This is a genomic window from Salmonella sp. 2020_1459 (assembly GCF_043847915.1).
Lineage (GTDB): Bacteria > Pseudomonadota > Gammaproteobacteria > Enterobacterales > Enterobacteriaceae > Salmonella > Salmonella enterica.
This window is the reverse complement of sequence record NZ_JBCMFA010000004.1, coordinates 145150-170566: the sequence shown is the minus strand read 5'-3', so window position 1 is coordinate 170566 and position 25417 is coordinate 145150. Positions and strand designations below refer to the sequence as shown.

Annotated in this window: 19 protein-coding genes; 13 read left to right on the top strand and 6 right to left on the bottom strand. The window is 53.6% G+C overall.

Going from position 1 to position 25417, the window contains the following annotated elements; genetic code table 11:
- Nucleotides 1-1650 carry an alpha,alpha-trehalase gene (locus tag ACH0VJ_RS12685; RefSeq protein ID WP_000934257.1) on the bottom strand — a complete coding sequence of 550 codons (1650 nt, stop codon included), beginning with the start codon at nt 1648-1650 and terminating at the stop codon, nt 1-3.
- Nucleotides 1651-1976: 326 nt separating this feature from the next.
- Between ACH0VJ_RS12685 and ACH0VJ_RS12680 the strand changes: the two genes are divergently transcribed.
- The 5 genes from ACH0VJ_RS12680 to fraE all read left to right on the top strand — a co-directional run bounded on the left by ACH0VJ_RS12680 (nt 1977) and on the right by fraE (nt 7233).
- Nucleotides 1977-2696 (top strand): GntR family transcriptional regulator, encoded by a 720-nt coding sequence (locus tag ACH0VJ_RS12680; RefSeq protein ID WP_000572567.1) that lies wholly within the window; start codon nt 1977-1979, stop codon nt 2694-2696.
- A gap of 175 nt (nt 2697-2871) precedes the next feature.
- A complete protein-coding gene (gene fraB / locus ACH0VJ_RS12675) occupies nt 2872-3849 on the top strand; it encodes a 6-phosphofructose-aspartate deglycase (protein ID WP_077907567.1) in 978 nt (325 codons plus the stop codon).
- A 63-nt stretch (nt 3850-3912) separates the two neighbouring features.
- Complete coding sequence (fraD, locus tag ACH0VJ_RS12670) at nt 3913-4758, top strand: fructose-aspartate kinase (RefSeq protein ID WP_000028431.1); 846 nt, start codon at nt 3913-3915, stop codon at nt 4756-4758.
- 53 nt (nt 4759-4811) lie between these two features.
- A complete protein-coding gene (locus ACH0VJ_RS12665; RefSeq protein ID WP_000498935.1) occupies nt 4812-6131 on the top strand; it encodes an anaerobic C4-dicarboxylate transporter family protein in 1320 nt (439 codons plus the stop codon).
- 58 nt (nt 6132-6189) lie between these two features.
- A complete protein-coding gene (fraE, locus tag ACH0VJ_RS12660) occupies nt 6190-7233 on the top strand; it encodes a fructose-asparagine asparaginase (RefSeq protein ID WP_000702750.1) in 1044 nt (347 codons plus the stop codon).
- Nucleotides 7234-7279: 46 nt separating this feature from the next.
- Here the strand turns inward: fraE and gorA are convergent, their stop codons facing one another.
- Nucleotides 7280-8632 (bottom strand): glutathione-disulfide reductase, encoded by a 1353-nt coding sequence (gorA, locus tag ACH0VJ_RS12655; protein ID WP_000160764.1) that lies wholly within the window; start codon nt 8630-8632, stop codon nt 7280-7282.
- 104 nt (nt 8633-8736) lie between these two features.
- On the bottom strand, nt 8737-9579 hold the full coding sequence (locus ACH0VJ_RS12650) for a 23S rRNA (adenine(2030)-N(6))-methyltransferase RlmJ (RefSeq protein ID WP_000954242.1): 843 nt from the start codon (nt 9577-9579) through the stop codon (nt 8737-8739).
- A gap of 210 nt (nt 9580-9789) precedes the next feature.
- Between ACH0VJ_RS12650 and ACH0VJ_RS12645 the strand changes: the two genes are divergently transcribed.
- From ACH0VJ_RS12645 to rsmJ, 3 genes are all read left to right on the top strand, one after another.
- Nucleotides 9790-11061 carry a phosphatase PAP2 family protein gene (locus ACH0VJ_RS12645; RefSeq protein ID WP_000766151.1) on the top strand — a complete coding sequence of 424 codons (1272 nt, stop codon included), beginning with the start codon at nt 9790-9792 and terminating at the stop codon, nt 11059-11061.
- 181 nt (nt 11062-11242) lie between these two features.
- Nucleotides 11243-13285: an oligopeptidase A gene (prlC, locus tag ACH0VJ_RS12640; RefSeq protein ID WP_000184178.1), complete on the top strand. Its 2043-nt coding sequence runs from the start codon at nt 11243-11245 to the stop codon at nt 13283-13285.
- A 6-nt stretch (nt 13286-13291) separates the two neighbouring features.
- Entirely contained in the window at nt 13292-14050 is a 759-nt protein-coding gene (gene rsmJ, locus ACH0VJ_RS12635; RefSeq protein WP_001165127.1) for a 16S rRNA (guanine(1516)-N(2))-methyltransferase RsmJ, read from the top strand.
- A gap of 91 nt (nt 14051-14141) precedes the next feature.
- On the opposite strand, the gene dtpB is transcribed toward rsmJ, so the two are convergent.
- Both dtpB and uspA read right to left on the bottom strand, forming a co-directional pair.
- Nucleotides 14142-15614 (bottom strand): dipeptide/tripeptide permease DtpB, encoded by a 1473-nt coding sequence (gene dtpB, locus ACH0VJ_RS12630; RefSeq protein ID WP_001098274.1) that lies wholly within the window; start codon nt 15612-15614, stop codon nt 14142-14144.
- A 324-nt stretch (nt 15615-15938) separates the two neighbouring features.
- Nucleotides 15939-16373, bottom strand: coding sequence for a universal stress protein UspA (uspA, locus tag ACH0VJ_RS12625; RefSeq protein WP_000323565.1), 435 nt, complete (start codon nt 16371-16373; stop codon nt 15939-15941).
- A gap of 387 nt (nt 16374-16760) precedes the next feature.
- On the opposite strand from uspA, the gene uspB reads away from it, so the two are divergent.
- Nucleotides 16761-17096, top strand: a complete 336-nt coding sequence (gene uspB / locus ACH0VJ_RS12620) for a universal stress protein UspB (protein ID WP_000626193.1) — start codon at nt 16761-16763, stop codon at nt 17094-17096.
- 139 nt (nt 17097-17235) lie between these two features.
- On the opposite strand, the gene pitA is transcribed toward uspB, so the two are convergent.
- A complete protein-coding gene (pitA, locus tag ACH0VJ_RS12615; protein WP_000902764.1) occupies nt 17236-18732 on the bottom strand; it encodes an inorganic phosphate transporter PitA in 1497 nt (498 codons plus the stop codon).
- 230 nt (nt 18733-18962) lie between these two features.
- Between pitA and ACH0VJ_RS12610 the strand changes: the two genes are divergently transcribed.
- The 4 genes from ACH0VJ_RS12610 (at nt 18963) to ACH0VJ_RS12595 (ending at nt 25394) form a co-directional block, all read left to right on the top strand.
- Nucleotides 18963-20159 carry an NAD(P)/FAD-dependent oxidoreductase gene (locus ACH0VJ_RS12610; RefSeq protein WP_000439230.1) on the top strand — a complete coding sequence of 399 codons (1197 nt, stop codon included), beginning with the start codon at nt 18963-18965 and terminating at the stop codon, nt 20157-20159.
- A 305-nt stretch (nt 20160-20464) separates the two neighbouring features.
- Nucleotides 20465-21532: an HlyD family secretion protein gene (locus tag ACH0VJ_RS12605; protein ID WP_000359836.1), complete on the top strand. Its 1068-nt coding sequence runs from the start codon at nt 20465-20467 to the stop codon at nt 21530-21532.
- Complete coding sequence (rbbA, locus tag ACH0VJ_RS12600) at nt 21529-24270, top strand: ribosome-associated ATPase/putative transporter RbbA (RefSeq protein ID WP_000202493.1); 2742 nt, start codon at nt 21529-21531, stop codon at nt 24268-24270. Before ACH0VJ_RS12605 ends, rbbA begins: the two co-directional genes overlap by 4 nt.
- A complete protein-coding gene (locus ACH0VJ_RS12595; protein WP_001214764.1) occupies nt 24270-25394 on the top strand; it encodes an ABC transporter permease in 1125 nt (374 codons plus the stop codon). The genes rbbA and ACH0VJ_RS12595 overlap by 1 nt, the downstream gene beginning before the upstream one ends.
- The last annotated feature ends 23 nt before the right edge of the window (nt 25395-25417 follow it).

Sequence of the window (25417 nt, the reverse complement as noted above, 5' to 3'; positions counted from 1 at the left end):
TTAAGGCTCTCCGTAAAGGCCAATCAGGCGGCGCACCACGCCATTGGTCCAGCCGAACCCGTCCTGTAGCGGATACTCGCCCCCGCCGCCTTCGCGGGGCGTACCGCCGGAAATATGGTATTTCTCGATCAGTTTATGGTGCTCCTGATAAAAATGGTTCACTGTTTTTAACCAGTTATGGGCGATTTCATCGCCCAGCATATCGTCGCCATACCGTTTGAAGCCCTGAATCGCCATCCATTGCAGCGGTGCCCAGCCGTTCGGTTTATCCCACTGTTCGCCGGTTTCGTATTCGGTCGCCATAATCCCGCCGGGCGTTAACAGACGGCTGCGTACCACATTTGCCAGACGGTCGGCCTGCTCGTGGTTCGCCATACCGACATATAGCGGCACGATACTGGCGGCGGAAAAGAGCGCCATTTCTTCGCGTCGCCAGTCATAGTCCCGATAACAGCCGTTTTCATCATCCCACAGATAATGGTTCACGGCGGCGCGTCGATCGCTGGCTTTCTGGCGAAATAGTGCCTCGGTGTCACGTTCGCCTTTCAGTGCTGAAATATTGGCGATAGCGCTCTCCAGTTTATACAGAAAAGCGTTCAAATCGATAGGGATAAACTGGGTCGTACGTATGCTGGCAAGCCGGCCCGCATCGCGTAGCCAGCGTGAAGAATAGTCCCAGCCGGACGCCGCCCCGGCGCGCAAATCCCGGTAGACTTCATTGGGCGGACGACCGGAGTGTTTTGCGGTTTCGACATCTTCCAGCCAGGACTCGTCGCGCGGCGTGTCGCGATCGTCCCAGTAGCGGTTCAGCAGGGAACCGTCCGGCATCCGCACAACGTGGCGATAAGCCTGGTTGAGCGCCAGCGATTCGGCGCCGTCCATCCAGAAGGCGTATTCCATTTTGAGATGGTCGAGATAACGCCGCGCGCCGCGCACGCCATCTTCTTCGAACAGTTCAACCATCAGGGCGAAAACCGGCGGCTGCGAGCGGCTCAGATAATAGGTCCGGTTGCCGTTGGGAATATGGCCATAGTTTTCAATCATCCAGGCGAAATTATCCGCCATACATTTAAGTAAGTCTTCGCGCCCGCTTTCCGCCAGACCCAGCATGGTAAAATAAGAGTCCCAATAATAGGTTTCGCTAAAACGGCCTCCCGGCACGATATAGGATTGCGGCAGCGCCAGCAGCGAAGACCACGGAATATGATCCTGCGGTTCGCGCGTCAGTATCGGCCAAAGCTGGTCAATATGTTCTTTGAGCGAGTTTTCGGGGTTAGAGACATACTCGCTGGATAAGGTTTCCGGTAGCCAGAAATGGTTCTCGACGAAGCGGCGTAAGTCAAAATCACGGTGGCGTCTGACCTTACGGTAGCGGATCAGGATATCAAGCGGGTCCATCTTCGGCGCGCAGTCCGGGAACGTTTTACTGTCTGGAAACAGTTTTGTTGACTGTACATGCTCGAACAGTTCGAGATACCGATCGGCAGGGGTCAGGGCGTCAGAGGCGGGAAGCCCCTCGATCATCTCCGGCTCCGGTTCCGCCTCGATCATTTCATCCAGCTTTAACTCGCACGGGTCTGTTTCATAAAGCAGATCGACATCAATAGTCAGATCTTCAGAAGGCGTGGGGTTTAATTTCTGGTTGAGCATAATGACAAGGACCTCCGGCTTGCGTCGTAAAAGATACGGGTGTTGCCCGGCTGTCTATTAAGCGTAGACATTCGCTTCGATACCTGAGTGGCAAAGTGTGCGGTAGATCACATTTTGCAATTTACCTCTCAAGAAAAAACACTTCATAACTTACTGAATAGTATTGCGAAAATCCTATTTTCATGACGCCCTCCCCAGACCTAAAATCAGAACATTCGTTTCATAGCGGTATCACTACGTCACCGCATGGCGTGGATTCACAAGCAAAGGTAACGTAAATAGTTATAATACAAGCTATGGCACCATGATAATACAAATGGATACAAATGATCGAGCAACCCGACAGTAAAAGCGCCAAACCGCTTTATAAGCAGCTTGAAGCCGCCTTAAAAGAGGCTATTGCGCGTGGAGAGTATAAACCAGGCCAGCAGATCCCGACGGAAAATGAACTGAGCGTGCGCTGGCAGGTGAGCAGGGTCACGGTCCGTAAGGCGCTGGATGCGCTGACGCGTGAAAATTTGCTGACCCGTGTCTCCGGCAAAGGCACCTTTGTCTCTGGTGAGAAATTTCAGCGTAGCATGACCGGCATCATGAGTTTCAGCGAGTTATGCCAGTCCCAGGGACGTCGCCCGGGGTCACGCACTATCAAATCCGTTTTTGAATCGGTAGACGATGAGACAAAAGCGTTACTGAATATGAACGATGGCGAAAAAGCGGTCGTCATTGAACGTATCCGCTATGCCGACGATGTGGCGGTATCGCTGGAAACCGTACATCTTCCCCCACGTTTTGCGTTTTTGCTGGACGAAGATCTTAATAATCACTCTTTGTATGAATGCTTACGCGAGAAACACCACTTATGGTTTACCCACTCCCGTAAGATGATCGAACTGGTTTATGCCAGCTTTGAAGTCGCCCATTATCTTGGCGTCAACGAGGGTTATCCGCTGATCCTGATAAAAAGTGAAATGATTGATAACAAAGGAGAACTCTCCTGCGTTTCGCAACAGTTGATTGTCGGCGATAAAATACGGTTTACCGTATAATGTCAGCATTACGCTAACGAAGAGCAGGCTGAATCGGGATCCAGATCGCGGATCCCGATTTTTTTTGGTTTCCATCTTGATCAAATGTCTTTAAATGTCATATAAAAATAATAATACATTATGAGTCATTTATGGCGAATCCTCGCCTGTATCATTGATGGAACCAGAGGAAAGCATGATGGGTATGAAAGAGACAGTTAGCAATATTGTGACCAGCCAGGCAGAGAAAGGAGGCGTTAAACACGTCTATTATGTGGCGTGCGGCGGTTCTTATGCGGCGTTCTATCCGGCGAAAGCATTTTTAGAAAAAGAAGCGAAAGCGTTGACTGTCGGTCTGTATAACAGCGGAGAATTTATTAACAACCCGCCGGTAGCGCTGGGAGAAAATGCCGTTGTGGTTGTCGCCTCCCACAAAGGTAATACGCCAGAGACAATTAAAGCGGCTGAAATCGCCCGTCAGCACGGCGCGCCGGTCATTGGTTTAACCTGGGTAATGGATTCACCGTTGGTGGCGCATTGCGACTATGTGGAAACGTACACGTTTGGCGACGGTAAAGATATTGCCGGAGAGAAAACGATGAAAGGCCTGCTGAGTGCGGTCGAACTGCTCCAGCAGACGGAAGGGTATGCGCACTATGACGATTTTCAGGATGGCGTCAGCAAAATCAACCGTATCGTCTGGCGCGCTTGCGAGCAGGTAGCGGAGCGTGCGCAGGCGTTCGCGCAGGAATATAAAGACGATAAAGTCATTTACACCGTCGCCAGTGGCGCGGGCTATGGCGCAGCCTACCTACAGAGCATCTGTATCTTTATGGAAATGCAATGGATACATTCCGCCTGTATTCATAGCGGTGAGTTTTTCCACGGGCCGTTTGAAATTACCGATGCGAATACGCCTTTCTTATTCCAGTTTTCCGAGGGCAATACGCGGGCGGTGGATGAACGCGCGTTAAACTTCCTGAAAAAATATGGCCGCCGGATTGAAGTTGTCGATGCGAAAGAACTGGGGCTATCGACCATTAAAACCACGGTTATTGATTACTTTAACCACTCTCTCTTTAATAACGTTTATCCCGTTTACAATCGGGCGTTAGCTGAGGCGCGTCAGCATCCGTTAACGACGCGCCGCTATATGTGGAAAGTGGAATATTAATTACATCAGGATGGATAAAAAAGCAGGGACGCTTTTTATTGTAAAGACAAACAAGGAATAATGATGAGCATCAGCGTATTGGGTATTGGCGACAACGTTGTCGATAAATACCTGCATTCCGGCATCATGTACCCCGGCGGTAATGCATTAAATTTTGCTGTCTATGCGAAATTAGCAGACATCCCCAGCGCGTTTATGGGGGCGTTTGGCAATGACGACGCCGCGCAGCACGTACAGGATGTATTACACCAGCTACAGATAGACATCTCTCACAGCCGCCATTATACCGGCGAAAATGGGTATGCCTGTATCCGTCTCTCGCATGGTGATCGACAATTTGTCGCCAGCAACAAAAACGGCGTATTGCGGGAACATCCTTTTAGTCTGTCTGACGACGATCTTCGCTATATATCACAATTTACCTTAGTCCATTCCAGTATTAACGGCCACCTGGAATCGGAACTGGAGAAAATTAAACAACAAACCGTCTTACTCTCTTTTGATTTTTCCGGGCGCGGTACAGACGACTATTTTGAAAAGGTATGCCCGTGGGTAGATTATGGATTTGTCTCCTGTAGCGGGTTATCGCCAGATGAAATCAAAATAAAACTCAATAAACTTTATCGTTATGGCTGTCGGCATATTATTGCCACCTGCGGGCATGAAAAAGTTTATTATTTTTCCGGCGCGGATTATCTGGAGTGGCAACCTACTTATATCGAACCTGTCGATACGCTGGGCGCAGGCGACGCCTTCTTAACCGGTTTTTTGCTTTCCATTTTGCAATCGGGTATGGCGGAACCCGATAAAGAAAGCGTGTTACGCGCCATGCGGCAGGGCGGGAAATCGGCGGCGCAGGTGTTATCTCATTACGGCGCATTTGGTTTTGGTAAACCGTTTGCACAATAGGTTACGTCCCTCAATGTAAAGCGACACTCACTCCAGATAACCCAGGAGGAAGTATGTTTTGGACGGAATTATGTTTTATCCTTGTGGCCCTGATGATAGGCGCCAGGATCGGCGGCGTATTTTTAGGGATGGTCGGCGGGTTAGGCGTCGGCGTGATGGTTTTTATTTTTGGCTTGACGCCTTCTACGCCACCGATTGATGTTATTCTGATTATTCTTTCTGTTGTCCTGGCGGCCGCTTCTTTACAGGCCTCCGGCGGGCTGGATTTACTGGTCAAACTGGCGGAAAAAATTCTGCGTCGCCACCCTCGTTACATTACGTTATTAGCGCCGTTTATCTGTTATATCTTCACTTTTATGTCAGGAACGGGGCATGTCGTTTATAGCTTGTTACCGGTTATTTCTGAAGTCGCACGGGATTCTGGTATTCGACCGGAACGTCCTTTATCTATTTCCGTTATCGCATCGCAACAGGCGATCACCGCCAGTCCTATATCTGCCGCCATGGCGGCGATGATTGGTTTAATGGCGCCGTTGGGCGTCTCTATTTCAACCATTATGATGATTTGCGTGCCCGCCACGTTAATCGGCGTAGCGATGGGGGCAATAGCGACCTTTAATAAAGGAAAAGAGTTAAAAGACGATCCGGAATATCAACGTCGGCTTGCTGAAGGGTTAATTAAACCTGCGCAGAAAGAAAGTAAAAATACGGTAGTCACTTCGCGCGCCAAATTGTCGGTGGCGTTATTTCTGACCAGCGCGATCGTTATCGTTCTGTTAGGACTGATTCCGGCGCTGCGGCCCATGGTGGAAACAGCGAAAGGGCTACAACCGCTTTCGATGTCCGCCGCTATCCAGATTACGATGCTCTCTTTTGCCTGCCTGATTGTGTTGTTATGTCGGCCGCAGGTCGATCAGATTATCAGCGGTACGGTATTTCGGGCGGGCGCGCTGGCGATTGTCTGCGCCTTCGGCCTGGCCTGGATGAGTGAGACGTTCGTGAATGGTCATATCGCGTTGATTAAGGCAGAAGTGCAAACTCTATTGCAACAGCATACCTGGCTTATCGCCATTATGATGTTTTTTGTGTCCGCTATGGTCAGCAGCCAGGCGGCAACGACGTTAATTCTGTTGCCGCTGGGGCTGGCGTTAGGGTTGCCCGCTTATGCGTTAATCGGCTCCTGGCCTGCCGTTAACGGCTATTTCTTTATTCCGGTGGCGGGGCAGTGTCTGGCGGCGCTGGCGTTTGACGACACCGGTACGACGCGTATCGGCAAATATGTGCTTAACCATAGTTTTATGCGTCCGGGATTAGTTAACGTGATTGTCTCGGTCATTGTCGGGCTGTTAATAGGAAAAATGGTTCTGGCCTGATTGTTATTAAATTTTTTATAGCACACGTCACTTATTATTTTTAATTCAGAGGAAGAAAATGAAAATCAGAGTTTTCATGGCCACCGTGTTGCTGCTCATCAGCCACTGTGTATTTAGCACAACGTCACTACCGCATATTGTTATTCTCGCGACAGGCGGTACTATCGCCGGGACGGCAGCCAATAATACGCAAACCGCCGGATATAAATCCGGTGAACTTGGCGTGCAAACATTAATAAATGCCGAGCCGGAAATGAATAATATCGCTCGCGTTGACGGCGAGCAGGTGGCGAATATTGGTAGCGAAAATATGACCAGCGATATTATCCTGAAACTTTCACAGAAGGTGAATGCGTTATTGGCGCGGGATGATGTTGACGGTGTGGTCATTACTCATGGCACTGACACGCTCGATGAAACCGCCTACTTTCTTAATTTGACCGTGAAAAGCGACAAACCGGTGGTGTTTACCGCTGCAATGCGGCCCGCGTCGGCAATCAGCGCCGATGGCGCAATGAACCTGCTGGAAGCGGTCACGGTGGCTGCTGACCCGAATGCGAAGGGACGCGGTGTGATGGTGGTTTTAAACGATCGTATTGGTTCGGCGCGCTTTGTGACGAAAACTAATGCCACGACTCTGGATACCTTTAAAGCGCCGGAAGAGGGCTATCTGGGGGTCATCGTTAATGGTCAGCCACAGTTCGAAACGCGGGTGGAAAAAATTCATACTCTGCGCTCTGTTTTTGACGTACGTAATATCAAAAAATTACCCAATGTGGTGATTATTTACGGCTATCAGGACGATCCGGAATATATGTATGATGCGGCGATCGCCCATCACGCGGACGGTATTATTTATGCCGGAACCGGCGCAGGTTCGGTCTCGGTACGTAGCGACGCGGGGATTAAAAAAGCGGAGAAAGCCGGGATTATCGTGGTGCGCGCTTCCCGCACCGGAAACGGCGTAGTACCGTTGGATAAAGGACAGCCTGGACTGGTGTCTGACTCGCTCAACCCGGCGAAGGCGCGAGTGTTGCTGATGACGGCATTAACTCAGACGCGTAATCCGGAACTGATCCAGAGTTATTTCAGTACGTATTAATCATGAAGGCCTGTGCGCCCACCCTCGAAGATGGGCGCACAAGATATTAACGCATGGTCACAAACTCTTCCGATGCGGTCGGGTGAATAGCGACGGTATTATCGAAGTCTTTCTTGGTAGCGCCCATCTTCAGCGCCACTGCGAAGCCCTGCAACATTTCATCCATGCCGAAGCCGATACCGTGGATACCCACAATTTTTTCTTCCGGCCCGACGCAGACCAACTTCATACGGCACGGCTGGCGGTGCGTCGTCACCGCGGTATACATAGCGGTAAACGATGATTTATAGACTTTCACCTGCTCGTCGCCGTACTGCTCGCGCGCCTGCGGCTCGCTTAACCCGACGGTGCCGATAGGCGGATGGCTAAAGACCACGGTCGGGATGTTGCTGTAGTCCAGATGCTCGTCCGGCTTGTTGTTAAACAGGCGTTCGGAGAGACGGCGACCGGCGGCGACGGCGACTGGCGTTAGTTCTACCGCGCCAGTATTGTCGCCAACGGCGTAAATGCCTTCAACGTTGGTATTCTGGAATTTATCGACAATGATGTAACCTTTTTCATTGGTTTTCACGCCCGCTGCCGCCAGATTAATATTGTCGGTCGACGGTTCGCGACCAATGGCCCAGATCAGGCAATCAACGGTTTCACTACGGCCATCTTCCAGTTCCAAAGTCAGACTGCCGTCGGCGTTTTTCACCACCGCTTTCGGCACGGCGTGAGTATGCAGTTGCGGGCCTTCGGCGTTCATCACCTCAACCAGCGTTTCGCTAATCATCGGGTCAAAACTGCGTAGCGGCGCATGTTTACGGACAAACAGATGCGTTTTCGCCCCCAGCGCGTTGATAACGCCAGCCAGTTCAACAGCGATATAACCTGCGCCTACCACCGCGACGCGTTCCGGCAAGGCAGATAGCGCAAAGAAACCGTCGGAATCAATGCCGTATTCCACGCCTGGAATCTCAGGATGGCTCGGACGGCCGCCGGTAGCGATCAAAATATGGTCGGCGGTGATGGTTTCGCCGTTCACTTCAATGGTTTTGGCATCGACAAAGCGGGCAAAGCCTTTAATCACATCCACGTTATTTTTGCCCAGCACGTTGTCGTATGAAGTATGGATGCGGTCAATATACGCGGTACGGCTGGCAATCAGCTTGCTCCAGTCGAACTGATTAATCGTGGCGTCAAAACCGTAGTCCGGGCCATACAGATGAATCGCTTCACGAATCTGCGCGGCATGCCACATCACTTTCTTCGGCACGCAGCCCACGTTAACACAGGTGCCGCCCAGCTCTTTGGCTTCGATGAGCGCGCATTTCTGGCCGTACATAGCGGCGCGGTTAATCGAGGCGATACCGCCGCTGCCGCCGCCGATAGCGATGTAATCATAGTGTTTGGTCATGACCGCTCCTTTATGTTCGTTGTCGGACGGATAGATTCTGCGCTACCCGCCAAAATATTCGCGATTGTATACCTGAAGGTGAAAGGTTCCACCGATGGCTGTGATTACTCCGGCACGATCCAGCTTACCGAAGTGTGTCCGTGACCGTTTGGCGCCAACCTGCTGTGCAGCCACGGTAGCACGTTGTTCATCTGCTGCTCCAGTTTCCACGGCGGGTTAACCACGATCATACCGGACGCCGTCATCCCGCGCTGATCGCTGTCCGGGCGGATCGCCAGCTCAATTTGCAGGATTTTACGGATGCCGGTGGCCTCCAGATCATGAATCATGCGCTTAATTTGCTGGCGGAGCACCACCGGATACCATAGCGCGTATGTCCCGGTGGCGAAACGTTTATAACCCTCGCTGATGCCGCTGACTACCGCCTGGTAGTCGGTTTTCATTTCATAAGGCGGGTCAATGAGGATCAGACCGCGGCGGGAAACCGGCGGTAATTTGGCTTTCAGTTGCTGATAGCCGTCAGCGCGTTCCACACGGGCGCGGTTGTCTTTTTGAAACTCCGCGCGCAACAGTGGGAAGTCGCTGGGATGCAATTCCGTGAGTTGCAGACTGTCCTGCTCACGCAGCAACTGGCGGGCGATTAACGGGGAGCCCGGGTAGTAGCGTAACTGCCCGCTGCGGTTGAAATGTTTTACGACGCTAATATACGGTTCCAGTTCGGCGGGCAGATCGTCCTGCTGCCAGATACGGGAGATGCCTTCCAGATACTCTCCGGTACGTTCAGCATGTTCGCTGCCCAACTGATAACGCCCCGCGCCCGCGTGCGTGTCCAGATAGAGAAACGGTTTTTCTTTCTCTTTTAGCGACTCGATGATCAGGCTCTGAACGGTATGTTTAAGGACGTCGGCGTGGTTGCCAGCGTGAAAGCTGTGACGATAACTGAGCATGGATGCAGATATTCCGGGAAGTAAACAAGTTAGCCGATAGTTTACCGCAGATCCGTAGAGATTACCCCAGTACCGCCATGTTGTTTCGCGCGTTGTGAAAGTATTGCAAGACGTGTTCGTATCATCAAACCGTCAACTGCGCAGGCCAGCATCGCCTGTGGGCAAGGTAGTAGTTTTGACCTGGCGTTATTTTTAATGAAAGGAACCATAATGAAACTACACATTACTGTACTGGCGTCATCTCTGGCGCTGGCGATGCCGGCACTGGCGAAAGATATTCCCCTGTCCCAGGCGGAGTCGATAGCGAAAAGCGTGACGCCCGACTCGGCGAGCGTCGCCTTTAATGACCTTGAGGCTCAATGGCTGACACAGTTGCGTAAGGCATTACAAGGCGATACCGCCGCGTTGACTCGCGACGCCCTGGCTCAGATGCGACAGAATTCCATCCAGGCGGATAATGCCTGGTTACAGGCTAGCGGTTATGATTTTCATACTACTGAGAATCAACAGATGGGGATTACCCTACTTTCCGCCTTCAATACATTGCCGGAAGCAGTATTGAAAGACAATCTGGCGACGGTGACGGCGATTAATCACGATGCCGATGTTAATACCCGTCACCAGGCGCTGGCGGATGCGGAAAGCGTGGAGTATCTCTATTTCCTGAGCGACGCAATGGGGCCGCGGCTGGGGCGGGCATTTCTCGCCGCTTATGATAAAGGTGAGTTGGGCAAAGCGGCAGCGTTGATTAAAGCCTCGGAAGTCAGCACCGGCGCGGCGAAAAAATATTTTCATTACCCACGTCCTTACCAGGTGCCGGGTAATACTATCCATTTGACGCCGGATGATGTGGTGGTAAAAGATGGTCATCCTTATACCGCAGGTGGCGGTGCTTTCCCCAGCGGACACACGAATACCGGTTATACGGATGCGCTGTTGATGGCGGAAATGATCCCGGAACGCTTTGATGCGCTGGTGATTCGTGGCGCGCGTTATGGCTATTCTCGCCTGGTCCTTGGCGTACACTATCCGCTGGATGTGATGGGCGCGCGGATGGTCGCGCAGCGTAATGTCGCGCATTATCTTAACGATCCGTATTACCGTACGTTATTCAACGAAGCTCGCGCTCAACTGCGTGAGGCGCTGGTGAAAGAGTGCGGTACGACGATTGTCGAATGCGCGGCATCGACCGGAAAAGACGATCCGTACCGCGATCCGGCCATGCATACCTTCTACCGCTTCACCATGACTTATAACCTGCCGCAACAGAAAGGCGAGCATCAGCCGTTGAAAATACCAAAAGGCGCCGATGTTCTGCTACAGACAGCGCTGCCGAACCTGTCGCCAGCGCAGCGTCAGGCGTTAATGGAAGAGACGGCGTTACCGGCAGGATATCCGTTGTCGGGCGAGACCGAGGATCAACAGTTCTGGCAGCGTCTGGATCTGTCCGCTGCTTACGAGATGGCGAGAAAAACGCGCTGACGTTGTCACCCGGCTTATAAAACGTAAGCCGGGATGATGTTAAAGGGGCGGCTTATTGCAGCGATACCCACGTCTGTACGCTGTCCATCATTGAAATTCCCCTTACTATCCCCCATTCTAGATCTCATCGCGAGAGCGCCAAAAGCGCGCTCCACTCACCTTCTTCTACAGGACTGCGCATATGACCAATCCATTACTAACGTCTTTTTCACTGCCGCCTTTTTCTGCAATTAAACCGGAGCATGTGGTGCCTGCGGTCACCAAAGCGTTGGCCGATTGCCGGGCGGCGGTAGAAGGCGTTGTGGCGCATGGCGCGCCGTATAGCTGGGAAAACCTCTGCCAGCCGTTGGCGGAAGCCGACGATGTTCTGGGGCGTATTTTCTCGCCAATTAGCCACTTAAACTCGGTGAAAAATAGTCCGGAGCTGCGTGAAGCCTACGAACAGACGCTGCCGCTGCTGTCGGAATACAGCACCTGGGTTGGCCAGCATGAAGGGTTGTACAACGCGTACCGCGACCTGCGCGACGGCGATCATTACGCCACTCTGAATACCGCGCAGAAGAAAGCGGTTGATAACGCGCTGCGTGATTTTGAACTGTCCGGCATCGGTCTGCCGAAAGAGAAACAGCAGCGTTACGGCGAAATCGCCACTCGCCTGTCTGAGCTGGGCAACCAGTACAGCAATAATGTGCTCGATGCCACCATGGGCTGGACGAAGCTCATCACCGACGAAGCCGAGCTGGCGGGAATGCCGGAAAGCGCTCTGGCGGCAGCGAAGGCCCAGGCGGAAGCCAAAGAGCAGGAAGGTTACCTGCTGACTCTGGATATCCCGAGCTATCTGCCGGTCATGACCTACTGCGACAACCAGGCGTTGCGCGAAGAGATGTATCGCGCCTATTCCACTCGCGCCTCCGACCAGGGGCCGAACGCCGGTAAGTGGGATAACAGCCCGGTGATGGAAGAAATTCTTGCGCTGCGCCATGAACTGGCGCAACTGCTGGGCTTCGAAAATTATGCCCATGAATCGCTGGCCACCAAAATGGCGGAAAATCCGCAGCAGGTGCTCGATTTCTTAACCGATTTGGCGAAACGCGCCCGTCCGCAGGGGGAAAAAGAGCTGGCCCAGCTGCGCGCCTTCGCCAAAGCCGAATTTGGCGTTGAGGAGCTGCAACCGTGGGATATCGCGTACTACAGTGAAAAGCAAAAACAGCACCTGTACAGCATCAGCGATGAGCAGCTACGTCCGTACTTCCCGGAAAACAAAGCCGTGAATGGCCTGTTTGAAGTGGTGAAACGTATTTACGGCATCACTGCCAAAGAGCGTACTGACGTTGATGTCTGGCACCCGGAAGTACGTTTCTTTGAACTGTATGACGAAAATAACGAGCTGCGCGGCAGCTTCTACCTTGACCTGTACGCGCGCGAACACAAACGCGGCGGGGCGTGGATGGACGACTGTGTCGGCCAGATGCGTAAGGCGGACGGCACATTGCAAAAGCCGGTCGCTTATCTGACCTGTAATTTCAACCGTCCGGTGAACGGTAAACCCGCTCTGTTTACCCATGACGAAGTGATCACCCTGTTCCACGAGTTTGGTCATGGCCTGCATCATATGCTGACCCGCATTGAGACCGCCGGGGTCTCCGGTATCAGCGGTGTGCCGTGGGACGCGGTCGAACTGCCAAGTCAGTTTATGGAAAACTGGTGCTGGGAGCCGGAAGCGCTGGCGTTTATCTCCGGCCACTATGAAACCGGCGAGCCGTTGCCGAAGGAACTGCTGGATAAAATGCTGGCGGCGAAAAACTATCAGGCGGCTCTGTTTATTCTGCGTCAACTGGAGTTCGGCCTGTTTGATTTCCGTCTGCATGCGGAATTTAACCCGCAGCAAGGAGCGAAAATTCTTGAGACGCTCTTTGAAATCAAAAAACAGGTCGCCGTGGTGCCGTCACCGACATGGGGCCGTTTCCCACATGCGTTCAGCCATATCTTTGCTGGCGGCTATGCGGCAGGCTACTACAGCTATCTGTGGGCCGACGTACTGGCGGCGGACGCCTATTCCCGCTTTGAGGAGGAAGGCATTTTCAACCGTGAGACCGGTCAGTCGTTCCTTGATAACATCCTGACTCGCGGTGGTTCTGAAGAGCCGATGGAACTCTTTAAACGCTTCCGTGGCCGTGAACCACAGCTGGACGCGATGCTGGAGCATTACGGGATTAAAGGCTGATTTTACGTGCAAATCTGCTTAATGGATGAAACGGGCGCCACAGACGGCGCCTTATCTGTTCTGGCTGCCCGCTGGGGACTGGAGCATGACGAAGACAACCCGATGGCGCTGGTATTGACGCCGCAACATCTGGAGCTGCGCAAGCGCGACGAACCGAAGCTCGGCGGCATTTTCGTCGATTTTGTCGGCGGCGCGATGGCCCATCGACGTAAGTTCGGCGGCGGGCGCGGCGAAGCGGTGGCGAAAGCCGTTGGTATCAAAGGCGATTATCTGCCGGATGTGGTTGATGCCACGGCCGGACTGGGGCGCGATGCGTTTGTGCTGGCGTCAGTCGGCTGCCGCGTGCGGATGCTGGAGCGTAACCCGGTGGTTGCCGCGCTGCTCGATGACGGTCTGACGCGCGGCTACGCCGATGCGGACATTGGCGGCTGGCTTCAGGAGCGTTTGCAGTTGATTCATGCTTCCAGCCTGACGGCGTTGACCGATATCACGCCGCGCCCGCAGGTGGTCTACCTCGATCCGATGTTTCCTCACCGGCAGAAAAGCGCGCTGGTGAAGAAAGAGATGCGGGTGTTTCAGTCGTTGGTGGGGCCGGATTTAGACGCCGACGGACTGCTGGAACCGGCGCGTCAGTTGGCGACCAAACGCGTGGTGGTTAAACGTCCCGATTATGCGCCGCCGCTGGCGGATGTCGCGACGCCCAACGCCATCGTCACCAAAGGGCATCGGTTTGATATTTATGCTGGAACCCCTCTGACGGAGTAACGGATTGCCCGATGGCGCTACGCTTATCGGGCCTACGATTCTCAATTATTTGTAGGCCGGATAAGGCGTAAGCCGCATCCGGCACTGAGTATTACTGTTCGGTATCTGGCGTATTAATCATCCGGTTTAACCACGGCACCATAATGGCCATCACCACGGTGACCGCCAGCGTTACCAGACCAATTTTGCTAAAGACGCCGGTATAAATTGGCAGCGTCTGTAACGGATCGGTGATGTTTTCCGGTACGGCAGTGAAGGTCGCCACATAACCGCCGAGCAGGAAGGCGGCGGCCTGGGTCAGGAACCACATTCCCAGAATAAAGCCCATCAGATGCTGCGGCACCAGAGCGGCGACCATTGCCAGTCCCAGCGCGCTAATCAACAACTCGCCCAGACTCTGGAACAGATACACCAGCACGATAAACCATGGTGACGTCAGTCCTTGCGCATCGGCAAACCACATCCCGGCGGCGGCAGCGGTCAGAAAACCCAGCGCGCAGAGGAACATGCCGAGCGTAAACTTCATCGGCATAGTCAGATCTTTGCCTTTGCTACCCAGTCGGGTGTAAATCGCTGCCAGTACCGGACTGGCGACGACCACCCAGAATGGGTTCAGCGCCTGAAAACTCACCGGGTTAATGGCGAATCCAAGAATTTCATGATGCACGTTATTAATCGCAAAGAAGTTCAGCGAGGTAGGCATCTGCGCATACAGAATGTAAAACAGCACGGCTTCAATCATCAGAATAAACGCCACGAACATTTTATTGCGGCCGGTTTTATCCAGACGAAACGCTTCGCGAAAGAAGAAAATAGTGACGACGATAGAAAGGACGATGAGCACCAGATTGGCAATCTTAACGTTGTGCATCAGCCAGGCGCAGAGGAAAATCATGACGACGGTGCCGAGTAGTACCAGCAGCAAATTGCGAAAACGTAGCGGTTTATGATCCGGTTCAGAACCGATATTTTTCACCATGCCACGGCAGGCGAAGTACACCAGAAGCGCAACAATTAAACCAGCGCCGCACAGATTATAGGTCACCGCATAGCCAAATTTATCGGCAATCACTGGCGCCAGCGATAGCGATAACAAAGAACCGATGTTAATCGACATATAAAACAGGGTGAAAGCGCCATCCAGCCGGGGATCTTTAGGCTGATAGCATTTAGAGAGCAGGCTGGCGGGATTGGCTTTAAATAACCCGTTGCCCACGGCAATCGTACCCAGTGCGATAAAAATCAGATCGGGATTTAATAGCGACATACCGGTCATAAAATAGCCAATCGCCAGCACAATCGCGCCCAGGACCAGGGTGCGTTTAGTCCCTAACAGATGGTCGCCAACATAGCCGCCGATGGAGATCAGGCCATAAACCAGTGCTGCAAAAGCGCCAAAGGTAATAAAGGCCTGTTCCTGAGAAAAACCCAATTGTTTAACGAAAAAGACCGCCAGGATGCCCTGGACGCCGTAATAGCCAAATCGTTCCCATAATTCTACAAAAAAGATCATGAAAAATGGACGAGGTTGCTGCAGCAAGCCCGTAGGTGCAGTTGTATTCATATTCCTTCGCCTTTTAATGCCATCCCGAAACGTATGAGCGCGTATATCAAAACGCGCCGAAAAGACTTACCCTGATATAGACTGCGGTTATTAGCCTGATCAATAGGTTATTATACAAATGATACGCAAACTAATTAGTGGATCACACTAATTATGTTTGGTGTGATGGAATGATGTACTGAGTACTGCGAAGAAGGGGGGATAAACAAAACGCCCACAGAAGCGGGCGTTGTTGTTGATAACCAGAATTTGCCAGATGGTTCAGGCCAACCTGATTGACTATAGACCAGACGCGGTCTTAGCCGCCAGCCGGCACGGCAAGTATTACTCTTCTTCGTCGCGCAGCGGCACAATCAGCATGTCAACGTGAACGGTGTTGATCAGCTGGCGCGCAGAAGACATCAGTTTGCTCCAGAAGTCCTGGTGATGACCGCAAACGACCAGATCCATATCGTATTTCTTGATGGCATCAACCAGCACCTGGCCCAAATCGCCGCTACCGCTCAGGGTTTCAGTGATAGGGTAGCCAGCGTTGGTAGACAGCTCGGTCAGCGCGTGGTGGGTTTCTTCGGAGATACGTTTCTGCATATCGCCCAGATTGACGTCAATCAGACCGGTGTACAGGTCAGAATAGTTCACATCAACGTGGATGAGGGAGATTTTCGCGTTGTAGGGGCGCGCCATAGAGACCGCTTTTTCAACCAGAACTTTACTTTCCGGGGAGAGATCAACTGCGATAAGAATGTGTTTATAAGCCATAGTGTTACTCCTTCCATAAGTTGTCGATGACCATTGAGCTACTGGCGTTTCTTATGCCGCCGCGTCACCCGCGTCCTGCGAACTCTATGCGCGGGGCTAGCTCAGCCGTTTACCATAACTATCCTTACATTATAGCGACCAGGATAATCCGTCAATCTGCCTTGCTTGCCAGTTAGTTAAACAAAATTTTCAGGGAATTGCATTGATAGTGATTAACCTTCTGGTAAAAAAATTAACTGATCTCCTACAATGTGTATAAGAGCCGTTCGAATGCGGAGCGCTAATATGGACGGCTTTCGTAGTACTCTTTCACTGATTGTCTGGCAGGGTATCGGGGAGCGGTAGTCCCGGAGAGGAACTCCGTGGGCGGGTCGCCGGGGAGGAGATATGATAAGCACCGTCTCACTATTCTGGGCTTTATGTGTCGTTTGCATTGTTAATATGGCGCGCTATTTCTCATCGCTACGCGCACTGTTAGTGGTACTTCGTGGTTGCGATCCTTTGCTCTATCAATATGTCGATGGCGGCGGCTTCTTTACCACGCATGGTCAGCCCAACAAACAGGTGCGCCTGGTATGGTATATCTACGCTCAGCGCTATCGCGATCATCATGATGAAGAATTTATTCGCCGTTGTGAACGCGTGCGCCGCCAGTTTCTGCTGACCAGCGCGTTATGCGGTTTGGTGGTGGTGAGCTTGATTGCGCTCATGATTTGGCACTGAATAAAAAAAGCGGGCCAGTTTCCTGACCCGCTCGTATTAGATAAGCCTCCGGATGACGCCGCTTATAGCGGCCTATCAGGCCTGTGTCGTTTCATCCTGACAGGCCGGATTAGCGACAGCGCTATCCGGCCCATTTGGCTTAAATAATCTTCAGGGAAAGCCAGTACAGCACGCCGGAAAGAATAATCGCCGCCGGTAACGTAAATACCCAGGCCATCAGAATGCTGGTCACGGTTTTACGCTGCAACCCGCCGCCATCAACGACCATGGTTCCCGCCACTGAAGAGGAGAGTACGTGAGTGGTAGAAACTGGCATACCGGTGTAGCTGGCAAGACCGATAGAGACTGCCGCCGTCATCTGCGCCGACATTCCCTGCGCATACGTCATGCCTTTTTTACCAATTTTCTCGCCGATAGTGGTCGCCACGCGACGCCAGCCGATCATCGTACCAATACCCAGCGCCAACGCCACTGCCATAATGATCCACACCGGCGCATACTCAATGGTGCTTAACATATCGGTCTTCAGCTTTTTCAGCAGGCGCTGGTCATCGCTGCTTACGCCAGGCAATTTCACGACTTTATCGGTCGTGTCGGAAATGCACAGCATAATGCGACGCAACTGACTACGCTGTTCAACGCTTAACTTGTCGTAGCTTTCCACGTTTGCCAGCATCCCTTTCGCACGGTTAAGCGCGTTAATGGTGTTAGCCGGATGGCAGTGGAATTCAGTCGGTTCAGTCGCGCCCGGTTCCGGAGACGGAATCAGTTGGTCAACGCCGGTGACGGCTTTCAGCAGGTCAGGACGCTGCTCAAAGTACGTTTCGACATTGTTGATAGCATCGCGCGTACGGGTGATTTCGTAGCTGGAGGCATTCATATTGACCACGAAACCCGCAGGCGCGACGCCAATCAGCACCAGCATGACCAGGCCAATGCCTTTCTGACCATCGTTCGCGCCATGCGAAAACGCCACGCCGATAGCTGAGAGGATCAGCGCGATACGCGTCCAGAACGGCGGCTTTTTCTTGCCGTCTTTCTTTTCACGTTCGGCTGGCGTCAGGTGGATACGGGCGCGTTTCTTAGTACCGCTCCAGTAGCGGCGCAGCAAGAAAATCAGACCGCCGGCGAATACCAGACCGACAATAGGGGAGATAATGAGTGAACCGAAAATATTGATAACTTTCGGGATGTTAAGCGCATCCACCACTGACGTGCCGGTCATCATCGCATTGGTTAAACCGATGCCGATAATGGCGCCAATCAGCGTGTGGGAACTGGACGCCGGCAACCCGAAATACCAGGTGCCGAGGTTCCAGATAATCGCCGCCAGCAACATGGAAAAGACCATAGCGAGGCCGTGCGCGGAACCCATGTTGAGCAGGAGATCCGTTGGTAGCATATGCACAATGGCATACGCCACGCTGAGACCCCCCAGCAAAACGCCAAAAAAGTTAAACACCGCCGCCATGACAACCGCCAGCTGCGAACGCATCGCACGGGTGTAAATCACGGTTGCGACTGCATTGGCTGTGTCATGGAAGCCGTTAATCGCTTCGTAGAACAGCACAAAAGCCAGAGCAAGCAATAATAAAAGCCCGGTATGTAAATCCAGGCCAGCAAACAAATGTAGCATAGGACGTTACGCCATTTTGAGGACATGAACGCGGCGCATTATCAGTGACTTTGGCGGCGCGGGCAAAGTGAAATATAGACTTTTTTTGATGTACTTCGTGCTTTGTTTGATATCACTAAAGAATTATCTTATATATTTCAGATAAATACCATTTTCAGGCGCTTTTCGCGCTGGTGCGACCACTGAGGAAACTTTACAATTCCCGCCCGAATTTGAGAGAGGAAGGCGACGTGGAAAGGTTTGATGCCGTTATTATAGGCGCTGGCGCAGCGGGCATGTTTTGCGCCGCGCAGGCAGGACAGGCGGGTAGCCGCGTGCTGCTCATCGATAATGGCAAGAAGCCAGGACGTAAAATCCTCATGTCCGGTGGTGGACGCTGCAACTTTACTAATCTTTATGTTGAGCCTGCTGCGTATTTGAGCCAGAACCCCCATTTTTGCAAATCAGCATTAGCCCGCTATACCCAGTGGGACTTTATCGATCTGGTCGGCAGGTATGGGATAGCCTGGCATGAGAAAACGCTGGGACAGCTTTTTTGCGATGATTCCGCCCAACGCATTGTCGATATGCTGGTTGCCGAGTGCGACAAAGGCGGCGTAACGATGCGCCTGCGTAGCGAGGTATTGAGCGTCGAGCGTGATGAGTCGGGTTTCGTACTGGCGTTGAACGGCGAGACGGTGACTACGCAAAAGCTGGTGATTGCCAGCGGCGGCCTGTCGATGCCGGGGCTTGGCGCATCGCCGTTTGGCTATAAAATCGCCGAACAGTTTGGTCTCAAGGTGTTGCCGACGCGCGCCGGGCTGGTGCCCTTTACGCTACATAAGCCGCTGTTAGAACAGCTCCAGACGCTGTCTGGCGTCTCTGTGCCCTGCGTAATTACCGCCCGCAATGGCACGGTATTTCGGGAAAACCTACTTTTTACCCATCGTGGGCTGTCCGGCCCCGCCGTTTTACAGATTTCCAGCTACTGGCAACCGGGAGAGTTAGTGAGCATTAACTTATTGCCGGACCTCTCGCTGGAAGACGTTCTCAATGAACAGCGTAACGCGCACCCGAACCAGAGTCTGAAGAACACGCTGGCGATGCATTTGCCGAAACGGTTGGTGGAGTGTTTACAACAGTTGGGGCACATCCCGGATGTATCGCTCAGACAGTTGAACGTTCGTGATCAGCAGGCGTTGGTTGACACGCTTACTGCCTGGCAAGTGCAGCCTAACGGCACCGAAGGCTATCGGACAGCGGAAGTGACGCTGGGCGGCGTGGATACAAACGAACTATCATCGCGGACTATGGAAGCGCGCCGCGTGCCGGGTCTCTATTTTATCGGCGAAGTGATGGACGTCACCGGCTGGTTGGGCGGCTATAACTTCCAGTGGGCGTGGTCGAGCGCCTGGGCCTGCGCGCAGGATTTGGCGGCAAAACGCTAAGTACCATTACAAACAATAAGCGAATAGACATCCCGGACAGAGGTGTTAGTATCGATTTATAGCAGTTATGAGTATGCGTGTTTCATTTACGGCCAGGAACGCTGATGATGACAACATTACTCCCTCTTTTCCGGGTACCTACATCATTCACTCCCTTTGACGGCGAGCGCTTCATCGGCGTCTGTTCGTCGTCTGGCCCCTTTTCTTTTTTCATTCTTATCCCGAATGGAAACCCCCGTTGAGCGCACGCCCGGCGGACTTTGTGACACGCATGGTTAGACAACAGGGATTACGGCGGGTCGATTATGGACAAAATGAAGCGTCATCTGGTGTGGTGGGGAGCGGGGATTCTTGTGGCGGTGGCCGCGATAGCCTGGTGGATGCTGCGCCCTGCGGGAATACCGGAGGGGTTTGCCGCCAGCAACGGCAGAATTGAAGCCACCGAAGTGGATATTGCCACTAAGATTGCCGGGCGTATTGATACCATCCTCGTTTCGGAAGGGCAGTTCGTTCGTCAGGGCGAGGTGCTGGCGAAAATGGATACCCGCGTGCTGCAGGAGCAGCGGCTGGAGGCGATTGCGCAGATTAAAGAGGCCGAAAGCGCGGTTGCCGCCGCCCGTGCCTTGCTGGAGCAACGCCAGAGTGAAATGCGCGCCGCGCAGTCGGTCGTCAAACAGCGGGAAGCTGAGCTGGACTCCGTCTCTAAACGTCACGTGCGTTCCCGTTCGCTGTCGCAGCGTGGCGCGGTATCTGTACAACAGTTAGATGACGATCGCGCGGCGGCGGAAAGCGCGCGCGCCGCCCTGGAGACCGCCAAAGCGCAGGTATCTGCGGCAAAAGCGGCGATTGAAGCGGCGCGTACCAGTATTATCCAGGCGCAAACGCGCGTGGAAGCGGCGCAGGCGACCGAGCGGCGTATTGTCGCCGACATCGACGACAGCGAATTAAAAGCGCCGCGCGATGGACGCGTGCAGTACCGCGTTGCGGAGCCGGGCGAAGTGTTATCGGCTGGCGGCCGGGTGTTGAACATGGTCGATCTCAGCGATGTTTATATGACATTTTTCCTGCCGACCGAACAGGCGGGGTTGTTGAAGATCGGCGGCGAAGCGCGACTGGTGCTGGACGCCGCGCCGGATCTGCGTATTCCGGCGACGATCAGTTTTGTCGCCAGCGTGGCGCAGTTCACGCCCAAAACCGTGGAAACCCACGATGAACGACTGAAGCTGATGTTCCGCGTCAAAGCGCGTATTCCGCCAGAGCTACTGCGACAGCATCTGGAATATGTCAAAACCGGTTTGCCGGGAATGGCCTGGGTTCGTCTGGATGAGCGCGTGCCCTGGCCTGACGCTCTAAGCGTGAGGCTGTCGCAATGACGTCGCTGAAGCTGGTGCCTGTTCCTCCCGTGGCGCAGCTTGAGGGGGTGAGCCAGCATTACGGAAAAACGGTCGCGCTGAACAATATCACGCTGGACATTCCCGCCCGTAGTATGGTCGGGCTGATTGGTCCGGACGGGGTGGGGAAGTCGAGCCTGCTGTCGCTGATTTCTGGCGCGCGGGTGATTGAGCAAGGGAACGTTATCGTCCTGGGCGGCGATATGCGCGATGCGAGACATCGCCGCGACGTCTGTCCGCGCATCGCCTGGATGCCGCAGGGGTTGGGGAAAAACCTTTATCACACGCTATCGGTTTATGAGAACGTCGATTTTTTCGCTCGTCTCTTTGGTCATGACAAAGCTGAACGCGAAGCGCGTATTACCGAGCTGCTGAACAGCACCGGCCTGGCGCCGTTTCGTGACCGTCCTGCCGGGAAGCTGTCCGGTGGGATGAAACAAAAGCTGGGGCTGTGCTGTGCGCTGATTCATGACCCGGAATTGCTGATTCTTGATGAGCCTACCACCGGCGTGGACCCGCTCTCCCGCGCTCAGTTCTGGGACTTAATCGACAGTATCCGCCAACGGCAGACCAATATGAGCGTGTTGGTCGCAACGGCCTATATGGAAGAGGCGGAGCGTTTTGACTGGCTGGTGGCGATGAATGCGGGCGAGATACTGGCAACCGGCAGTGCGCAGCAACTGCGGGCAAAAACCCATAGTGCGACGCTGGAACAGGCGTTTATTGCCCTGTTGCCAGAAGCGCAGCGCCAGGCTCATAAGCCAGTGGTGATCCCGCCGTATCACGCTGAGCAGGAAGAGATTGCCATTGAGGCGAAAGATCTGACCATGCGCTTCGGTAAGTTCGTCGCGGTTGACCATGTTAATTTCCGCATTCCGCGCGGCGAGATTTTTGGCTTCCTCGGTTCAAACGGTTGCGGCAAATCGACCACCATGAAAATGCTGACCGGTCTGCTTCCCGCCAGCGAAGGCCAGGCCTGGCTATTTGGCCAGCCGGTGGACCCGAACGACATCGATACTCGTCGCCGGGTCGGGTATATGTCGCAGGCTTTTTCGCTCTATAACGAACTCACCGTGCGGCAGAATCTGGAACTTCATGCCCGCCTGTTTCATATTCCGCCAGCGGAGATCCCGGCGCGCGTCGCGCAGATGATCGAACGCTTTATGCTAACGGAGGTGGAAGATACGCTCCCCGCTTCGTTGCCGCTCGGTATCCGCCAGCGTTTATCGCTGGCGGTAGCGGTGATCCATCGCCCGGAAATGCTGATTCTTGATGAGCCAACGTCCGGCGTTGATCCGGTCGCCAGGGATATGTTCTGGCAGCTTATGGTCGATCTTTCGCGTCAGGATAAGGTGACGATTTTTATCTCGACCCATTTTATGAACGAAGCGGAACGTTGCGACCGAATGTCATTGATGCACGCCGGTAAAGTGCTCGCCAGCGGTACGCCGCAGGAATTGGTGCAACAGCGGGGCGCGGCCAATCTGGAAGCGGCGTTTATTTCCTGGCTACAGGAAGCTGCGGGAGCGGCGCCTGAAACCCCAATACCGCCATCCCAGACGCCCGCCGCGTCAGGTAAACCGTCGCGGCAGGGATTGAGCTTCCGGCGTTTGTTCAGCTACAGTCGCCGCGAAGCGCTGGAGCTACGCCGCGATCCGGTACGCTCGACGCTGGCGCTGCTGGGAACGGTAATTCTGATGCTGATTATGGGCTATGGCATCAGTATGGACGTGGAGAACCTGCGTTTTGCCGTCCTCGACCGCGATCAAACCGTCAGTAGCCAGGCATGGTCGCTCAATCTGGCAGGATCCCGCTATTTTATCGAACAGCCGCCGCTCGCCAGCTATGACGAGCTTGACCGGCGGATGCGTTCGGGAGAGTTGGCGGTTGCCATTGAGATCCCGCCTAATTTTGGCCGCGATATTGCTCGCGGTACGCCAGCGCAGATTGGCGTCTGGGTGGATGGCGCCATGCCCAGCCGCGCCGAGACGGTGAAGGGGTACGTTCAGGCGATGCACCAAAGCTGGCTGCAGGAGGCGGCAAGTCGTCAGCCGAACCCGGTTAAACAGGCCGGGCTGCTCAACATTGAAACGCGCTATCGTTATAACCCGGATGTGAAAAGTCTGCCCGCTATCGTTCCGGCGGTCATTCCGCTGCTGCTCATGATGATCCCGTCAATGCTTAGCGCCCTGAGCGTGGTGCGGGAGAAAGAGCTGGGGTCGATGATTAATCTGTACGTAACGCCGACGACGCGCAGCGAATTTTTGCTGGGTAAACAACTGCCGTATATCGCGCTGGGTATGCTGAACTTCTTGCTACTGTGCGCGCTGTCGGTCTTTGTGTTCGGCGTGCCGCTGAAAGGCAGCTTTCTCACGCTTACCCTCGCGGCGCTGCTTTACGTCATCATCGCCACCGGTCTGGGGCTGCTGATCTCCACGTTTATGAAGAGCCAAATCGCCGCTATTTTTGGGACGTCGATTATTACCCTCATTCCGGCAACACAATTTTCCGGCATGATCGATCCGGTGGCTTCGCTGGAAGGACCGGGAAGATGGATCGGCGAGATCTACCCGACCAGCCATTTTCTGACGATCGCGCGCGGGACGTTTTCCAAAGCGTTGGATCTGTCCGATCTCTGGCCGTTATTTATGCCGTTACTGATTGCCGTCCCGGTGGTGATGGGTCTGAGCATTCTGCTGCTGAAAAAACAGGAGGGGTAATGCGCGGATTACGTAATATTTATAACCTCGGCGTTAAAGAACTGCGCAGTCTGCTGGGCGACAAAGCGATGCTGTCGCTGATCGTCTTCGCCTTTACGATTTCGGTTTACTCCTCCGCTACCGTCCTGCCCGGTTCGTTGCATCTTGCCCCTATCGCCATCGCCGATATGGATCAGTCGCAGTTGTCGAACCGTATTGTGAATAGTTTTTACCGCCCGTGGTTTCTGCCGCCGGAGATGATTACGGCAACGGAAATGGATGCCGGACTGGATGCCGGACGCTATACCTTTGCGGTCAATATTCCGCCAAATTTCCAGCGTGATGTGCTGGCCGGACGTCAGCCTGATATTCAGGTTAACGTCGATGCGACGCGCATGAGCCAGGCGTTTACCGGCAACAGTTATATCCAGAATATTATTAGCGGCGAGGTCAACAGCTTTGTGGCGCGCGCGCGGGGAGATAACGTTCAGCCGGTGTCGCTGGAGATTCGGATGCGCTTTAACCCGAATCTGGACCCGGCGTGGTTTGGCGGCGTGATGGCGATTATCAACAACATTACCATGCTGGCGATAGTGCTGACCGGATCGGCGCTGATCCGCGAGCGAGAACACGGCACGGTAGAGCATCTGTTGGTGATGCCGGTCACGCCCTTTGAGATCATGATGGCAAAAGTGTGGTCGATGGGGCTGGTCGTGCTGGTGGTTTCCGGTTTGTCTTTGATGCTGATGGTGAAAGGCGTACTTGGCGTACCGATTGAAGGATCGATCCCATTGTTTATGTTGGGCGTGGCGCTGAGCCTGTTCGCCACCACTTCAATTGGGATTTTTATGGGTACCATCGCCCGTTCGATGCCGCAACTGGGGTTATTAATGATTCTGGTACTGTTACCGCTACAAATGCTTTCCGGCGGTTCCACGCCGCGCGAAAGTATGCCGCAGGCGGTGCAGGATATTATGCTGACCATGCCGACGACGCATTTTGTCAGCCTTGCCCAGGCTATTCTTTATCGCGGCGCAGGTTTGAGCATCGTCTGGCCGCAGTTCCTGACCCTGCTGGCGATAGGCGGCGTGTTCTTCCTGATAGCGCTGTTACGCTTCAGAAAAACGATTGGCACGATGGCGTAAACATTATTGCCGGATGGCGGCTG

Bases quoted from the DNA above. Each gene is read 5' to 3' on its own strand.
- ACH0VJ_RS12685 (WP_000934257.1), bottom strand. From the start codon at position 1,650: ATGCTCAACCAGAAATTAAACCCCACGCCTTCTGAAGATCTGACTATT.
- ACH0VJ_RS12680 (WP_000572567.1), top strand. From the start codon at position 1,977: ATGATCGAGCAACCCGACAGTAAAAGCGCCAAACCGCTTTATAAGCAG.
- fraB (WP_077907567.1), top strand. From the start codon at position 2,872: ATGATGGGTATGAAAGAGACAGTTAGCAATATTGTGACCAGCCAGGCA.
- fraD (WP_000028431.1), top strand. From the start codon at position 3,913: ATGAGCATCAGCGTATTGGGTATTGGCGACAACGTTGTCGATAAATAC.
- ACH0VJ_RS12665 (WP_000498935.1), top strand. From the start codon at position 4,812: ATGTTTTGGACGGAATTATGTTTTATCCTTGTGGCCCTGATGATAGGC.
- fraE (WP_000702750.1), top strand. From the start codon at position 6,190: ATGAAAATCAGAGTTTTCATGGCCACCGTGTTGCTGCTCATCAGCCAC.
- gorA (WP_000160764.1), bottom strand. From the start codon at position 8,632: ATGACCAAACACTATGATTACATCGCTATCGGCGGCGGCAGCGGCGGT.
- ACH0VJ_RS12650 (WP_000954242.1), bottom strand. From the start codon at position 9,579: ATGCTCAGTTATCGTCACAGCTTTCACGCTGGCAACCACGCCGACGTC.
- ACH0VJ_RS12645 (WP_000766151.1), top strand. From the start codon at position 9,790: ATGAAACTACACATTACTGTACTGGCGTCATCTCTGGCGCTGGCGATG.
- prlC (WP_000184178.1), top strand. From the start codon at position 11,243: ATGACCAATCCATTACTAACGTCTTTTTCACTGCCGCCTTTTTCTGCA.
- dtpB (WP_001098274.1), bottom strand. From the start codon at position 15,614: ATGAATACAACTGCACCTACGGGCTTGCTGCAGCAACCTCGTCCATTT.
- uspA (WP_000323565.1), bottom strand. From the start codon at position 16,373: ATGGCTTATAAACACATTCTTATCGCAGTTGATCTCTCCCCGGAAAGT.
- uspB (WP_000626193.1), top strand. From the start codon at position 16,761: ATGATAAGCACCGTCTCACTATTCTGGGCTTTATGTGTCGTTTGCATT.
- pitA (WP_000902764.1), bottom strand. From the start codon at position 18,732: ATGCTACATTTGTTTGCTGGCCTGGATTTACATACCGGGCTTTTATTA.
- ACH0VJ_RS12605 (WP_000359836.1), top strand. From the start codon at position 20,465: ATGGACAAAATGAAGCGTCATCTGGTGTGGTGGGGAGCGGGGATTCTT.
- rbbA (WP_000202493.1), top strand. From the start codon at position 21,529: ATGACGTCGCTGAAGCTGGTGCCTGTTCCTCCCGTGGCGCAGCTTGAG.
- ACH0VJ_RS12595 (WP_001214764.1), top strand. From the start codon at position 24,270: ATGCGCGGATTACGTAATATTTATAACCTCGGCGTTAAAGAACTGCGC.